General features: G+C 63.0%; 11 protein-coding genes. 2 read left to right on the top strand and 9 right to left on the bottom strand.

Features of this window, described 5'->3' with window-relative positions:
* Window positions 1-9: 9 nt before the first annotated feature.
* Complete coding sequence (locus tag J7573_RS23425) at window positions 10-2,166, bottom strand: hypothetical protein (protein WP_294340683.1); 2,157 nt, start codon at window positions 2,164-2,166, stop codon at window positions 10-12.
* Between the two features lie 21 nt (window positions 2,167-2,187).
* Window positions 2,188-4,758, bottom strand: a complete 2,571-nt coding sequence (locus tag J7573_RS23420) for a DUF6543 domain-containing protein (protein ID WP_294340682.1) — start codon at window positions 4,756-4,758, stop codon at window positions 2,188-2,190.
* A 195-nt stretch (window positions 4,759-4,953) separates the two neighbouring features.
* Here J7573_RS23420 and J7573_RS23415 point away from each other — a divergent pair, with 195 nt between their 5' ends.
* Window positions 4,954-5,373 carry a phasin family protein gene (locus J7573_RS23415; RefSeq protein WP_294340681.1) on the top strand — a complete coding sequence of 140 codons (420 nt, stop codon included), beginning with the start codon at window positions 4,954-4,956 and terminating at the stop codon, window positions 5,371-5,373.
* 10 nt (window positions 5,374-5,383) lie between these two features.
* On the top strand, window positions 5,384-6,145 hold the full coding sequence (locus tag J7573_RS23410; protein ID WP_294340680.1) for a phasin family protein: 762 nt from the start codon (window positions 5,384-5,386) through the stop codon (window positions 6,143-6,145).
* Between the two features lie 136 nt (window positions 6,146-6,281).
* Here the strand turns inward: J7573_RS23410 and J7573_RS23405 are convergent, their stop codons facing one another.
* From J7573_RS23405 to hslV, 7 genes are all read right to left on the bottom strand, one after another.
* Window positions 6,282-6,896 carry a TetR/AcrR family transcriptional regulator gene (locus tag J7573_RS23405; protein WP_294340679.1) on the bottom strand — a complete coding sequence of 205 codons (615 nt, stop codon included), beginning with the start codon at window positions 6,894-6,896 and terminating at the stop codon, window positions 6,282-6,284.
* Between the two features lie 13 nt (window positions 6,897-6,909).
* Window positions 6,910-8,592 carry a class II poly(R)-hydroxyalkanoic acid synthase gene (gene phaC, locus J7573_RS23400; RefSeq protein ID WP_294340678.1) on the bottom strand — a complete coding sequence of 561 codons (1,683 nt, stop codon included), beginning with the start codon at window positions 8,590-8,592 and terminating at the stop codon, window positions 6,910-6,912.
* Between the two features lie 68 nt (window positions 8,593-8,660).
* A complete protein-coding gene (gene phaZ / locus J7573_RS23395; protein ID WP_103445995.1) occupies window positions 8,661-9,512 on the bottom strand; it encodes a poly(3-hydroxyalkanoate) depolymerase in 852 nt (283 codons plus the stop codon).
* Between the two features lie 63 nt (window positions 9,513-9,575).
* Window positions 9,576-11,255 carry a class II poly(R)-hydroxyalkanoic acid synthase gene (gene phaC / locus J7573_RS23390; protein WP_294340677.1) on the bottom strand — a complete coding sequence of 560 codons (1,680 nt, stop codon included), beginning with the start codon at window positions 11,253-11,255 and terminating at the stop codon, window positions 9,576-9,578.
* Window positions 11,256-11,608: 353 nt separating this feature from the next.
* Window positions 11,609-11,986 carry a DUF971 domain-containing protein gene (locus J7573_RS23385; RefSeq protein WP_103445993.1) on the bottom strand — a complete coding sequence of 126 codons (378 nt, stop codon included), beginning with the start codon at window positions 11,984-11,986 and terminating at the stop codon, window positions 11,609-11,611.
* A gap of 164 nt (window positions 11,987-12,150) precedes the next feature.
* A complete protein-coding gene (gene hslU / locus J7573_RS23380) occupies window positions 12,151-13,494 on the bottom strand; it encodes an ATP-dependent protease ATPase subunit HslU (RefSeq protein WP_294340676.1) in 1,344 nt (447 codons plus the stop codon).
* A 74-nt stretch (window positions 13,495-13,568) separates the two neighbouring features.
* A complete protein-coding gene (gene hslV, locus J7573_RS23375; protein ID WP_027920652.1) occupies window positions 13,569-14,099 on the bottom strand; it encodes an ATP-dependent protease subunit HslV in 531 nt (176 codons plus the stop codon).
* Between the last annotated feature and the right edge of the window lie 165 nt (window positions 14,100-14,264).

The following is a 14,264-nucleotide window of genomic DNA, read 5'->3' as shown; positions in this document are numbered from 1 at the left end:
TGCTGTGGCTCAGGTAGCAGGGAACGGAATGATGTCGGTGACCTGCTCCAGCCGCAGGTCGCCACGGTAGATCTCCAGCCGCTGAGCGGCGGTTCCGGCTTCTTCGAGCCTGGCCTCACGCCCCTTGCCGCGCGCTTCCCAGAATTTCAGATGAGCCTTGGCGAAGGCGCGTGGCGCCATGTCGGCGCTGCGGTAATGAAAATGTGCCTCCCACAGTATCCGTTGCGGGGCCTCGCGGTCGCGCACCTCATACACGTCGAGAAAATCATTGGCCGTGCGCAGTGCCTTGCGTGACGTACTCTGGCTGATCTGCAGGCGCCCTTGCGTAAACAGGTAGCGCAAGGCATTGGCGTCCGGGTGGCGAGTGTTGAGGTAGGCATTGGTGAGCAGACGCTGTTTTTCATCGCTGACCAAGGTGATGGCATCGTGCAGCTGGGTGCTCAGGCGACGGGCCTCGGGGGTTTCGACGTGCTCCAGGCGTTGAGCGACCTTGCGCAGGTCGTCGAGCTGCCAGTCCATGAGGTCTGCCAGGCTGTTCGGCTCGTTGGCATAGTGCGCAGCCAGGGCGAGCCGCTGGTCCGTTTGCGTCAGCAGACGCGCCGCACGGCGGCGTAGCTCCGCAGTGTCCTGTGGCGCCGGTTGTTCCCCTTCGGTCAGCTCGTGCCATTCCTCACCACGCAACTCATAGGTGCCAGCGGGTTGCTCGTTGATTGGGTTGCGCTGGACCGCGCGCTGGCCCGCCTGATCGCGCTCGACCAGCACCGAGCGGCCCTTGGTCGTGCGGATCAGCGTGCTTCGGCCAAGTCGGACGCGATGGGTCGGGCGCGGCGGGGCAGCGGCGACGCCGCTTTCGATGCTGGCCAGGAGATTGCTCAGCTGGGTTTCTGTCTGGCGAACCAGGGCACTGAGCTCCTGCACGTACGCTTCGAGCATTTCGCGCTGTATTGCAGGTGACGTGAAGGACTGCATGTAGCGAGCCTTGCCCAGGATCACGCGGTACTCGCGCAGTGCTTCGTCGAGCACTTCACTCTGCTGTTTGCGGGATAGCCCGGCGGAGGCCAGGCCATCGTGGCTCCACATCGTGGTCGATAGCGCCTTGTTGCTCAGGGCATCCTGTAGAGGTAGCAGGTCGGTAGCCGCTTCGACGGTCAGCAGGGTCTTGTCGAGGGTCAGGTAGGCTTGGTCGCTGAGCAGTTGCGCGCGAATGATCAACGTCGAGTAGGGGCGCTGGCGGATAGCCCGATCAACCTTCTCACGTTTGTTGGTTATGTCGACCTGGCTGTCGTCGAGCACTTCGGGCAATAGGCTATCCAGTTGTTCGCTGACCTCAAGCAGGCGGCGCGTGGTGGCCAGCGTTTGCTGGGTCAAATCACGAAACGCCTGGTAGCGCTGCAGCTGCTCCGGCGTTTGCGGATGCTTGAACAAGCCGATGGACTGCTCCCGCAACAGATCGTGGTCGGTCAGTTCCAGCAGGCGTCGGAACAGCATCATGTCATTGTCGATGGCCGTCTCGCTCCAGCTGCTGACGCGCCGCTGGAAATCGATCGTACGGTTCAGCCTGAGGAAGCGTGGTTCAAGCAGTTGCCTGAAGATGCCGATGTTTTCATGTAGCAGCTTTTTCTGTTTTTCCAGATAAAGCGCAGCGGCCCTGAGTTCGGGGTGCAGCTGTCGGCGAAGCGTTTGCAATGCCTGACGCTGTTGCATCAGTGATTCAGGCAGCAGGGCAAGTTCGCGCACGGCCAGGGCATTGAATGATTGGCTGAATGCATCGGCCAAATCGTCATAGTCCTTGAGCTGTTCAGTGTTGCGTGCCACCAGGGCTTGCAGCTTGGCCAGCGCATCACTATTGGCTTGAGCGGTACTGCGCAGTGCGTCGAACTGCCGGTGGTTCTCAGCATGGAGGGCGTCCCTGCCTCTGGGCATGCCACCGGCCAAGGCCAGTTCCAGCCCCCAATTGCCGTTCCAGCGCGACAGCCATGGGCCCGCGAGCCGTTCGCGGCCGACGATGTGGTAGTGGTCTGGTGCGCCACCCCAGTGGTTCTGCCAATCCCCTTGGCTGACGTCGGGGCCGATGATCTGCACGCCGCCGTAGGTTTCCCGCACCTCGAAGGGCACTCCCTGGAGCTTTGCGTAGAGGCGTTGCTCGACCTGGTACAGGCCACGCAAGCGGCCGCTGGTAATGGCACTCTAGTCATCCAGGGAGACAGGGGCCTGCAACCTGGCCAGGTCGCTGCGCTGCGTTGCGGTCAAGCTGCCAAGGCGTTGATTGTCGCGCCAGCTGGTGATCTGGAACGTGTCAGGTCTGTGCGGCTGCCAAGTGGCTTTGCCTGGATTTTCGGCGGTTTGCGGGTCGTTGGCGCTGCGGGCAGCCGGTTCGTCGAGATGTGTCGTCTGCGGTACCGCCTGCGCGAGATCCGCTGGTTTCCAGCGGCTGCCACGATGAGCCAGCAGCATCGCCAGATTGGTCAGCAGGTCGGTAGCGGCCACGGTTCTTTGCCCCGCGTTGGCGTGGAGCACTTCGTCGAAGTCGTCTTTCAATGCGGGCACGGCAGTCACCAACCACACCAGATTCGCCAGGGTACCGTTCAGGAACAGCGTGCTGCTGTTGAACGCGGCCCAGGCAGCTTGCTTGGCCAGCGCCCATTTCTCTTGAGCGTTGGACGTGCTGCTGTTGGATGCCAATAGCAGCATGGCGTTGATCCTGGCGTCGAACAGTTTGCTGGGCAGCAGCTCGGTCCAGGGCTCGAACGATGCGCTGACGGGGCGCTTGAGCTCTTCGAGAAGGGTGGCCACCAGACTCGCGTCCGGGCCGAACAGGTGGGCCAGTTGCGAGAGCCCCTGATGCAGGTGAGGGCGTATGAAGCCGCCATCGGCATACACCGGCCGGGCATCTGCGTCCAACCAGTCGAGAACGCTCTGTTGCAGCTCGCCCGGTGCGCGAATCGCTGCCATCAGAAGCTCCAGGCTGGCGAATTCGCGAACAGTCTCTTGCTGATAGAACGGGCGATAAAGTATCCAGCTCGCGACTTGGGGCAGGTGGATCAGAAACATCCCGTGCACGATATCGTGTGCCGAGGCGCCCGGCGCGGCCAGCAATGCCAGCGGTGCGAGCCGTGCCGGGCTCGCCGGCTCTTGCCTGGCGCGAATGAAATCGACCAACCCGTGATGCGTAGCCTCACTCAGGTTTTTCTCGATCCGGCCCTGGAGCGTGCTCAGCCATAGCGAGTTCCGCCATTCTCGCTCGTACTGGCTGACACGCTGTGCATGTCGGGGAGGCGCGTAGGCCAGTGATTTCACATAGCGAGGATACTCAGCGCCCACGTCAACGGCATGCACCAGGGCCCTGACCTGTTCGAGGTTCAGCCAGTCGTGAATGCCCTTGCCATCGGCATCGCTCATACCGGTCATCACTTCGCCGGCATTCAGCTTCAATCGCGCGATGGCGAGTTCAGTCAGGGTTTCGGACCTGAGATAAAGCGCACGCGCGTCAGCGGCGGCGCTGGCGGGTATGGCCTGGGAAATCCGTATCAGCACGTGATCCGGATTGCGCTGAACCACGTCAGGATGGTCCGCCTGCAGGCGCTCGCGCAGGCGCCGGTTGGCGAAGCTGTTGAGGTCTTCGATATCGGAAAATGGCGTCACGCCGCTGGCTTGCCCCTGCAGGGCGGCCAGGTCGAGCAGAGCGGCGTGGTAGCGGAATCGTTCATCGGGACCCGCCGTTTCAAGCCAGTTCGGCAGTTCGATATCCGGCTGCTGCGGGTTCAGGAATGGCTGGTTCAGGAACTGTGTTGCCGGGTTGCTCACGGCACTGAAAGTACTTTCCATTGCGTCGACACTGGGAATGCCGGCCAGGCGAACACGGCGAACATCATCGAGGATGACATTCAGCACCTGGGCTGCCTGATAAGCCAGAGGGTCGCCCAGCACAACCTGATGCGCCCAGCTCATCCTGTCGAAGCGATAGCGCTCCGCCAACTCATCGCGCAGCGCTGTGGCGAAAGCGCTTTCGTCGCTATAGCTGCGGACAATACCTGAAGGTTGGCAGCACAGCAGGCGTGAGCCAGTGTCATGCAAGGCAGTGATCAACAGGTGGGGCAATGGCGGATGCCAGCTGCTTGTGCCCAGGCCGAGTGTGACCTGCAAGGCCCGGATGGACAGTTCGTGCCCACCTCCCGCGAGCAGGCTGAACAGCATGCGTTTATCAGCATCACCCAGCTGCTGGCGATGTGCATTGTCGAGCAGTGCGGCCTTGATGACCTGCTCGAGCCAGCCCAGGCGGGATATTTCCGTGTTGTCTTCGCAGCCGTTCCAGTAGGCGACCTGCGCCTGCTGGAATGCCTGGGGTAGTGCCGCCAGGCATGCATCCAGGTCGCTGTTGAGCTTCAGCATGTCGAGGTCTATTTGCGGTTGCAGGCGGCTGTTGTCGCCTTGCTCCTGGGCACGGAAGATCTTCGGTGGTGCGATGCTGAGATGATCGGCGCTGGTAAGCGACGGGCTATTGCCGTTCAGGAAACTTTCCAGCAGCGTGTCCAGCAGGTCGCTCTGGCGGGCTTCGGTCGTGGACGTCGCGGCGTGGAGGATTCTCATGCCCTCCAGCGAGCCGAGTCGGGGGTGCTGGTTGGCGATCCACGGGTAGCGGTCAAGCAGGGCCGCAAAACTCACGTGGGCGATGACCGTGCGCAAGTCTGGACGGCTTGCAAAGTGATGGGCGACAAGGCTCCTGAAGGACAGGGGCGCGGTGGTGGAGATATCAGGCATGTGGGGCAGGCTCCGCTGAAGTGAGCCCTGCACGCTAGGCCTGGAGACTGCGGGTTATGTGGTCAATATTTCTGCACACGGATATGCAGCGGCATTCAGCTTAGGGTGAGGTTTCTAATTTTCTTCCCTACCTTGTGCACAAGCCCAACCTCCATGGGCGGTTTTTCCTCCACTCATGAGCATGAGGTACACAGCATGGCCAAAGTGATTGTGAAGAAAAAAGACGAAGCCCTGGGCACGCTTGGCGAGGTGCGTGGCTACGCACGCAAGATCTGGCTGGCCGGTATCGGCGCCTACGCCCGTGTTGGCCAGGAAGGCTCCGACTACTTCAAGGAGCTGGTCAAGGCCGGCGAAGGCGTCGAGAAACGCAGCAAGCAGCGTATCGACAAAGAGCTCGATGCCGCCAACCACCAGCTCGACGAAGCCGGTGAAGAAGTCAGCCGCGTACGCGGCAAGGTCGAGATTCAACTCGACAAGATCGAAAGAGCTTTCGACGCACGGGTAGGTCGCGCCTTGAATCGCCTTGGCATTCCGTCTAAACATGACGTTGAGGCGTTGTCCATCAAGCTTGAACAGCTGCATGAGCTGCTCGAGCGCGTCGCGCACAAACCATAAGGAGAGCAGGATGGCTGGCAAGAAGAATTCCGACAAAGAAGGCAGCTCCTGGATCGGCGGGATCGAGAAGTACTCCCGCAAGATCTGGCTGGCGGGGCTGGGTATCTATTCGAAAGTCGACCAGGACGGCCCGAAGCTGTTCGACTCGCTGGTGAAGGATGGCGAGAAGGCTGAGAAGCAAGCGAAGAAGACCGCTGAAGATGTAGCTGAAACTGCCAAGTCCTCGACCACTTCGCGCGTATCGGGCGTGAAGGACCGTGCCCTGGGCAAGTGGAGCGAACTCGAAGAGGCTTTCGACAAGCGCCTGAACAGCGCCATTTCGCGCCTGGGCGTACCGAGCCGCAACGAAATCAAGGCCCTTCACCAGCAGGTCGACAGCCTGACCAAGCAGATCGAGAAACTGACCGGCGCATCGGTCACCCCGATCTCCTCGCGCTCTGCCGCGGCCAAACCAGCAGCGAGCAAGGCAGCGGCCAAGCCATTGGCCAAGCCGGCGGCAAAAACTGCAGCGGCCAAACCAGCCGCGGCGAAACCGGCTGCCAAGACTGCAGCGGCCAAGCCTGCGGCGAAACCGGCTGCCAAGCCTGTTGCAGCCAAGCCTGCCGCCGCGAAGAAACCGGCGGTGAAGAAGGCCCCGGCCAAACCAGTCGCCGCCAAACCGGCAGCACCAGTGGCCAGCGCCGCGCCGGCCGCTACCGCAGCACCGGCGCCTACTGCGGCCCCGGCCAGCAACCCGCCTTCGGCTCCAGCCAGCACCGGCTCGCTGCTCTGATAGCGGTGTAGCGCCCTTCGCGGCGGTTCGGCGTCCCGACAAGCCCGCTCCCACAGGTACAGCATGCACTCAAGCACTGCACGTCACCTGTGGGAGCGGGCATGCCCGCGAAGGGCATATAGCCGACCTGACAGGCTTACCCTTCCAGATACCTCACCGCCAGCTCCTCCGCCGCCCCTCGTGCCTGCACATCCAGATGCGGCGCCACCAGCATCATCACCTGATACACCACGACCCCCACATCGCCCTCGCGCCCCAGCACCCGCTGATAGTCGAGCGAGAACATCAAGGTCAGAGTGATCTGCTCCACCAGTTGCCCCAATGCCTGCGTCTCACTGACCACCTGCCCCTGGCCCTTGAGGCTGGCCAGCAATGCCGCCAGCGTGCGCTTGAGCGCGTTGATCAGGCTGCGCATGCCCCGTGCCAGCTTCGGCAGGCGCCCGGTCAGGTTGGACAGGTCCTGGAACAGAAACCGGTACTGCGCCATGCGCTCGACGATCAAGTGCAGGAACAGCCAGTAGTCCTCGGCCTCCAGGCGCACCTCCAGCGGAGGGTCGAGCAGCGGCATCAGCGCCTCCTCGAAACGGTCGAACAACCCGTGGATCAAGGGTTCCTTGCCGTGGAAGTGGTAGTACAGGTTGCCTGGGCTGATGCCCAGTTCGTTGGCGATCTCCAGGGTCGAGACATTGGGTTCGCCCTGCGAGTTGAAAAGCTGCAGGGCGCATTCGAGGATACGGTCGCGGGTCTTCATCCAGTCGTGGTGCTCATCGGGTCAGGACATAGGTGCCTGGCGCAGGGCCCAGCGGTGGATAGGTGGTGTTGCCCAGTTCCGTGCGTGGCGCCTTGAGTGGGCCGGAGCGCGGCGTGATCCATTCCAGCCACAACGGCCACCAACTGCCGTCGCGGCGCTGTGCATCATGGAACCAGGCGCGAGGGTCGCTCGAGAGCTTGGGGTTTTCCAGGTAGTACGCCTTGGGGTTGCCGGGTGGGTTGATGATGCTCTGGATGTGCCCGCTGTTGGCCAGCACGAATTGCCGGTCGCCACCGAGCAGCAAGGCCGAGCGGTACACCGCGTCCCACGGCGTGATGTGGTCGTTGCTGCCGGCCACGGTGAAGCTGTCGAGGTCGACCTGCTTGAGATCGATGGGTGTGCCGCACACTTCCAGGCCGGCGGCGTGGGTCAGCGGGTTGACCTTGAAGAAGTCCAGCAGGTCACCGTGCAGCGCGGCCGGCAGGCGGGTGCTGTCGGCGTTCCAGTAGAGAATGTCGAAGGCCGGCGGAGTCTTGCCGAGCAGGTAGTTGTTGACCCAGTAGTTCCAGATCAGGTCGTTGGGCCGCATCCAGGCGAAAATCCGCGCCACCTCGCCACCGTCCAGCACACCCCGCTGGTACGAGCGACGCTTGGCGGCCTCGATGGTCTGTTCGTCGGCGAACAGGCTGGCCGGGCTGTCGAACTTGCTGTCGAGCAGGCTCACCAGGTAGGTGGCGCTGCGTACCCGGCGCAATTGGTGCTTGGCCTGCAGGTGGCCCTGCAGCGCCGCCATGGTCAGGCCACCGGCGCAGGCGCCCATCAGGTTCGGGTCGCGGCTGCCGCTGATGCTGCGGCAGGCGTTGAGTGCTTCTTCCAGGGCCTGCACATAGCTCGACAGGCCCCACTCGCGGTGGCGTGGGTCGGGGTTGCGCCAGCTGACCATGAACACCTGCAGGCCGTTCTTGAGCATGTACTGGACGTAGCTGTTGCTCGGCTGCAGGTCGAAGATGTAGTACTTGTTGATTTGCGGCGGCACCACCAGCACGGGCCGGGCGTACTGCTTCTCGCTCATCGGCTTGTACTGGATCAGCTCCAGCAGATCGTTGCGGAACACCACGGCGCCGGGCGTGGCGGCCAGGTTGCCGCCCACTTCGAAGGCGCGCTCGTCCACCTGGCGCGGCAGGCCGTCGTTGTGGCGCAAATCGTCGAGCAGGTGGGCGACGCCACGCACCAGGCTCTGCCCGCCGGTGTTGAACAGTTCCTTGACCGCCAGCGGGTTGAGCAGTGAGTTGCTCGGTGCCAGGGCGTCGTTGATCAGGGTGAACAGAAAGTGCGCACGGGCCCGGTCATCGTCGTTCAGGTGGCTTTCCTCGATCCACAGGCGGGTCTGTTTCTGCCAGGCCAGGTAGGCCTGCAGGCTGCGCCGGTAGAACGGGTTCTGGCTCCACGTAGGATCGCTGAAACGGGCATCCCGCGCGCTCGGCTGATAAGGCGTGTCGCCGAGCATCACCCGGCCCAGCTGGCCGCCCAGCGTCAGCAGGTGGCGGGCGGTGTGCAGTGGATTGAGCAGGCTATGACGGCCAACACTGCGCAAGGTGGAAATCAGGTCGCGACCGCGTACGCCGAGGATGGCGTTCTGCACGTTCATGCTGGTGGCGGGGAGCGTTGACGTTCCTTTGGCCGGTTTTTCTTTCATGGCAACAACTCCCTTGTCAGGCCACGGTCGTACTCATCAGTCGTGCTCGTACAACAGCAAGCAACAATTCAGCCACCAGAGGCCGGACTGGGGTGCATGACCGCGCGCTGACGTTCTTGCTGGAGAAACTTCATGATGATGGGGGCGACGGCCTCGGCCCGGGTGATCAGAAACAGATGACCGTCGTCGATAATGTGTAGCTGGGCATTGGGAATTCGCCAGGCCAGCAGGCGCATGTTGATCAGCGGGATCAGCGGGTCGTCGTCGCCGGCCAGCACCAGGGTCGGCTGCTGGATCTTGTGCAGCCAGTGGATGCTGGTCCAGCCCAGCCCGGCGAACAGTTGCCAGTAGTAGCCCATCTTGCCGCCGGAGCGCACCTTGGCGGCGTGGTGCATGGCCAGCTCCGGGTCGCGGCGAAAACCGCCGCCATAGATCAGCGGCGCGATGCGGATGACATGCGATGGCTGCACGTAGCGCCTGGGGCTGGCCATCATCCACAGCACCTTGGGCTTGCCGGGCACCATCACCGCACCCGCCGCCGTGGCCGCCAGCACCAGCTTCTTGCAGCGCTCGGGGTAGTCATGGGCGAACTGCTGGGCCAGGGCGCCGCCCCAGGACACGCCGATGACATTGACCTGGCCGTAGTCCAGGTAGTCGAGCATGCGCGCCGTCAGCTTGGCCAGGCCGGGAAAGCGGTAAGGGTGGCGTGGCGTGGACGAGCCGCCCACACCGGGGACGTCGAAGGCAATGACTTCCAGGTCCGGGTCCAGTGCTTCGATGAACGGGAACACCAGCTCCAGGTTGGCGCCAATGCCGTTGAAGATCAGCAACGGCGTCAGGTGCGGCTTGCCCGGGCGCACCGCGGTACGGATGGATTGGTCGTCCAGCTCGACGGTGCGGAAGATGTAGGGTAGCGGCATGCGCGTGGCTCTGTGGCTTGAAAATGTACCGTGGCACGCTCCAAGCGGCCACGGCATTGTGACTCAGCGTTCGTGGACGTAAGTCCCCGGTGCAGCCTCGCCAGCGGCATAGGCGCGGTTGCCGAGGCGCGTCGGCGCCTTTTTCAGCTCGCCGGCGCGTTCGCCCAGCCAGGTCTGCCAGTGCAGCCACCAGGAGTCGGCATGCTTTTCGGCGTTTTCCTGCCAGGCCACCGGGTCGCCCGGGCGGTCGGCGCCGGTCATGAAGCGGGCCTTGGGGTTGCCTGGCGGATTGAGGATGCTCTGGATGTGGCCGCTGTTGGACAGCACGAACTCGATCTTGCCGCCGAACAGGTGTGCCGAGCGGTAGCACGATTGCCACGGGGTGATGTGGTCGGAGGTGCCGGCGACGCTGAAGATGTCGCACTGGACTTTCTTCAGGTCGATGGCGGTGCCGCACACTTCCAGGGCATCCGCGCGGGTCAGCGGGTTGTTCTTGAACAGCTCGATCAGGTCGCCGTGGAAGGCGGCGGGCAAGCGCGTGGTGTCGTTGTTCCAGAACAGGATGTCGAATACCGGAGGCTCGTTACCGAGCAGGTAGTTGTTGACCCAGTAGTTCCAGATCAGGTCGTTGGGGCGCATCCAGGCGAACACCTTGGCCATGTCGCTGCCTTCGAGCACACCGGACTGATAGGAGTGGCGCTTGGCGGCCTCCAGCGTCTGTTCGTCGACGAACAGTGCGACTTCGGTGTCCATCGTGGTGTCCAGCACGCTGACCAGCAGGGTCAGGGCATTGACCTTCTGCTCACCCAGCGCGGCATAGTGACCGACCAGGGCGGTGCAGGTGATGCCACCGGAGCAGGCACCGAGCATATTCAGGTCTTTGCTGCCGGTGATTGCCAGTACCGCGTCGACCGCTTCCTTCAAGGCATCGATGTAGGTCGACAGGCCCCACTCGCGCTGGGCCTTGGTCGGGTTGCGCCAGCTGATGATGAAGGTCTGCTGCTGCGAGCGCAGGCAGAAACGCGCCAGGCTCTTTTCCGGGCTCAGGTCGAAGACGTAGAACTTGTTGATCTGCGGCGGGACCACCAGCAGCGGGCGGGCATGCACCTGCTCGGTGATGGGGCTGTACTGGATCAGCTCCAGCACATCGTTGCGGTAGACCACGGCGCCTTCGCTGGTGCCGAGGTTCTTGCCGACCTCGAACGCCTCCATGTTGACCTGGCTGGGCATGCCGCCGTTGTTGACCACGTCCTTGGCCAGGTTGGACAGGCCGTCCAGCAGGCTCTTGCCGCCGGTTTCGAAGAAGCGTTTGACCGCCGCCGGGTTGGACAGGGTATTGGTCGGCGCCATGGCCTCGGTCATCAGGTTGATGACGAACTGGCCGCGGGCGATGTCCTGGGGCGACAGGTCACTGTCGCCGATCCACTCCTGCAGCTCCTTGCGCCAGGCCAGGTAGGTTTGCAGGTAGCGGCGGTAGAGCGGGTTCTTGCTCCAGGCCGGGTCCTGGAAGCGACGGTCGTCGCCTGCCGGGGCGAGGCTGGATTTGCCCAGCAGCACGTTCTTCAGCTCCAGGCCGAAGTGCGCCACATGCTTGGCACTGTGCAGCGGCTGGCGCACAGCCTGACGCAGCACGGTACGCGCAGAGCTCAGCAGGTCCTTGCGGCGGATGCCGATGACCGGGTTCAGCCCCAGGGTGTTTTCCGAGGCTTGCCGCTGCAACTCATCGTTGTTCTTGTTACTCATCTACGACGCTCCGTTGTCCTGAGACGAGTACCGGATTGCTGTGGCGCATTGCACAGCGGACAGCCCGGTACTGCTACTCGGGTGACCAGTGATAAGGAACAGCGGTGCTGCGGGCCGGATGCATTCGGCGATGAGCTGCGGGGGATTCTGCGTGTGAAGACAGCCTGCTTTCGCTCGCGACCTCTACATACCGGCCAGTGCCTGATTGCCCTCAAGGCGATGCAGGGAACTTGCCAGCTCCATTGGTTACCCGACTTTCATGTAATGCGCAAGACAACCCGTTCAAGAGTTGTCTGTAAGGCATTCAAACAGATGAGATTAGAAAATGCGCTCTAAAGCCTGGAAGGCTTGCGCTAGAGCATGAGTTTGACCACCGATTCGGCCGGGTCACGGGACTTGCCGGCCTTGTGCAGCTCATCTAGGTACTCGGCCCACAGCTGCTCCTGGCGCAGGCACAGCTGCTCGAGGTATTCCCAGGTGAACAGGCCGCTGTCATGGCCGTCGTCGAAGGTCAGTTTCAGTGCATATTGGCCGGCAGGTTCCAGGCCGATGAGGCCGACGTTGATCTTGCCAAATTGCAGGATGGGGTTGCCGTGGCCCTGAACCTCGGCGGAGGGGGAGTGCACCCGCAGGAACTCGGCGGGCAGCTGGTACACCTCGCCGGGGGCGTAGGTCAGGCTGAGGGTCTTGGAGGCTTTGTGCAGGTTGATGGCGGTGGGCAGGCGGGCCATGGTCTGAATCTCTCGGGAGCTGATGCTGCAAGCTTCCAGCTTCCGGTGGTGGGATTCAAGGGCCCTTTCGCGGGACAAGCCCGCTCCTACAGGATCACCACAATTTCGAAGGTTGTGGAGATCCTGTGGGAGCGGGCTTGTCCCGCGAAGAAGGTGACGCGGTCTTACAGGATGTAGCGCGACAGGTCTTCGTTCTGCGCCAGCTCACCGAGGTGGCCGTTCACATACGCCGCATCGATGTGGATCGGTGTTTCGTCGTGGGTGCTGGCCAGGTCACCGGCACTGAACGACACCTCTTCGAGCAGGCGCTCGAGCAGCGTGTGCAGGCGGCGGGCACCGATGTTCTCGGTCTTCTCGTTCACCTGATAGGCAATCTCGGCCAGGCGCTTGATACCGTCGGCGGCGAACTCGATGTTCAGGCCTTCGGTCTTGAGCAGTGCACTGTACTGCTCGGTCAGCGACGCGTGCGGCTCTTTCAGGATCCGCTCGAAGTCTTCCGGGGTCAGCGCCTTCAGTTCGACACGGATCGGCAGGCGGCCCTGCAGCTCTGGCACCAGGTCGCTCGGCTTGCTCAGGTGGAATGCACCGGAAGCGATGAACAGGATGTGGTCGGTCTTGACCATGCCCAGCTTGGTGTTGACGGTGCAGCCTTCGATCAGCGGCAGCAGGTCGCGCTGCACGCCTTCACGGGATACATCGGCACCGCCGACATTGCCACGCTTGGCCACCTTGTCGATTTCGTCGATGAACACGATACCGTGCTGCTCGACCGCCTCCAGGGCCTTGCCCTTGAGCTCTTCCTCGTTGACCAGGCGGCTGGCTTCTTCGTCGCGCACCATCTTCAGTGCTTCCTTGACCTTCAGCTTGCGGGTCTTGCGCTTGCCCTTGCCCATGTTGGCGAACAGGCTCTGCAGCTGGTTGGTCATTTCTTCCATGCCGGGTGGCGCGGCGATTTCGACGCCCATGTTCTCGGCCACTTCGATCTCGATTTCCTTGTCGTCCAGCTGGCCTTCGCGCAGGCGCTTGCGGAACAGCTGGCGGGTGTTGGAATCGGTGCTGGTCTGCGCGGCTTCCTCGCTGAAGCTGCTGACCCGAGCCTGCGGCAGCAGGGCATCGAGGATGCGGTCTTCAGCGGCGTCTTCGGCGCGGTGGCGCACGCGGACGATTTCCTGCTCGCGCAGCATCTTCAGCGCGGCATCGGCCAGGTCACGGATGATCGACTCGACGTCACGGCCGACATAGCCCACTTCGGTGAACTTGGTGGCTTCGACCTTGAGGAACGGCGCATTGGCGAGCTTGGCCAGGCGGCGGGCGATTTCGGTCTTGCCGACGCCGGTAGGGCCGATCATCAGGATGTTCTTCGGGGTCACTTCGGCACGCAGCTCGGCGGGGAGCTGCATGCGCCGCCAGCGGTTGCGCAGGGCAATGGCGACGGCGCGCTTGGCGTCGTCCTGGCCGATGATGTGGCGGTTGAGTTCGTGGACGATCTCGCGGGGGGTCATGGACATGATCAATACGGTCCTCGAGCGGAGTAGGTCAGCGTGGAAAAGTCCCGCTACGAGCGGGACGCCAAAACAGCTGATTACTCGGCCAGGTCCTGCTCCTCGATGGTCAGGTTGTGGTTGGTGAACACGCAGATGTCGCCGGCGATGTTCAGGGCGGCCTCGGTGATTTCCCGGGCCGACAGGTCGGTCTTGTTCAGCAGGGCGCGGGCTGCGGCCTGGGCATAGCCGCCACCGGAGCCCATGGCGATCAGGCCGTCTTCCGGCTCGACCACGTCACCGTTGCCGGTGATGATCAGCGATGCGTCCTTGTTGGCCACCGCCAGCATGGCTTCCAGGCGGCTCAGGGAACGGTCGGTACGCCATTCCTTGGCCAGCTCGACGGCGGCACGCACCAGGTGGCCGGAGTGTTTCTGCAGTTGGGCTTCGAAGCGCTCGAACAGGGTGAAGGCGTCGGCGGTGGCACCGGCGAAACCGGCGATCACTTCGCCGTTGTACAGGCGACGGACCTTCTTGGCGTTGCCTTTCATCACGGTGTTGCCGAGGGATACCTGGCCGTCGCCGCCCATGACGACTTTGCCGTTACGGCGGACAGAAACGATGGTGGTCAAGGGGAGAGTCTCCACGCAGCGGGGCAAAATTGCCTGATGCAGACTCATATGGGGGTGGGGGGAAGGATTTCAACCGCGGGGGATGAATGGTCGCCGCAGGCTCAAGGTCGAGCGCGATCAGTGTGGGAGCCGCGCTTGCCGGCGATGGGCCGCGAAGCGGCCCCG

It is taken from the genome of Pseudomonas sp., assembly GCF_017744435.1.
Classification (GTDB): domain Bacteria; phylum Pseudomonadota; class Gammaproteobacteria; order Pseudomonadales; family Pseudomonadaceae; genus Aquipseudomonas.
Note: the sequence above shows the minus strand (reverse complement) of the source record. Positions and strands in the feature narration are given on the sequence as shown.

What these genes read in the sequence shown, in the direction of transcription:
- phaZ (WP_103445995.1), bottom strand. Translation starts at nt 9,512, where the DNA reads ATGCCGCTACCCTACATCTTCCGCACCGTCGAGCTGGACGACCAATCC.
- J7573_RS23415 (WP_294340681.1), top strand. Translation starts at nt 4,954, where the DNA reads ATGGCCAAAGTGATTGTGAAGAAAAAAGACGAAGCCCTGGGCACGCTT.
- hslU (WP_294340676.1), bottom strand. Translation starts at nt 13,494, where the DNA reads ATGTCCATGACCCCCCGCGAGATCGTCCACGAACTCAACCGCCACATC.
- J7573_RS23385 (WP_103445993.1), bottom strand. Translation starts at nt 11,986, where the DNA reads ATGGCCCGCCTGCCCACCGCCATCAACCTGCACAAAGCCTCCAAGACC.
- phaC (WP_294340677.1), bottom strand. Translation starts at nt 11,255, where the DNA reads ATGAGTAACAAGAACAACGATGAGTTGCAGCGGCAAGCCTCGGAAAAC.
- J7573_RS23410 (WP_294340680.1), top strand. Translation starts at nt 5,384, where the DNA reads ATGGCTGGCAAGAAGAATTCCGACAAAGAAGGCAGCTCCTGGATCGGC.
- phaC (WP_294340678.1), bottom strand. Translation starts at nt 8,592, where the DNA reads ATGAAAGAAAAACCGGCCAAAGGAACGTCAACGCTCCCCGCCACCAGC.
- J7573_RS23420 (WP_294340682.1), bottom strand. Translation starts at nt 4,758, where the DNA reads ATGCCTGATATCTCCACCACCGCGCCCCTGTCCTTCAGGAGCCTTGTC.
- J7573_RS23405 (WP_294340679.1), bottom strand. Translation starts at nt 6,896, where the DNA reads ATGAAGACCCGCGACCGTATCCTCGAATGCGCCCTGCAGCTTTTCAAC.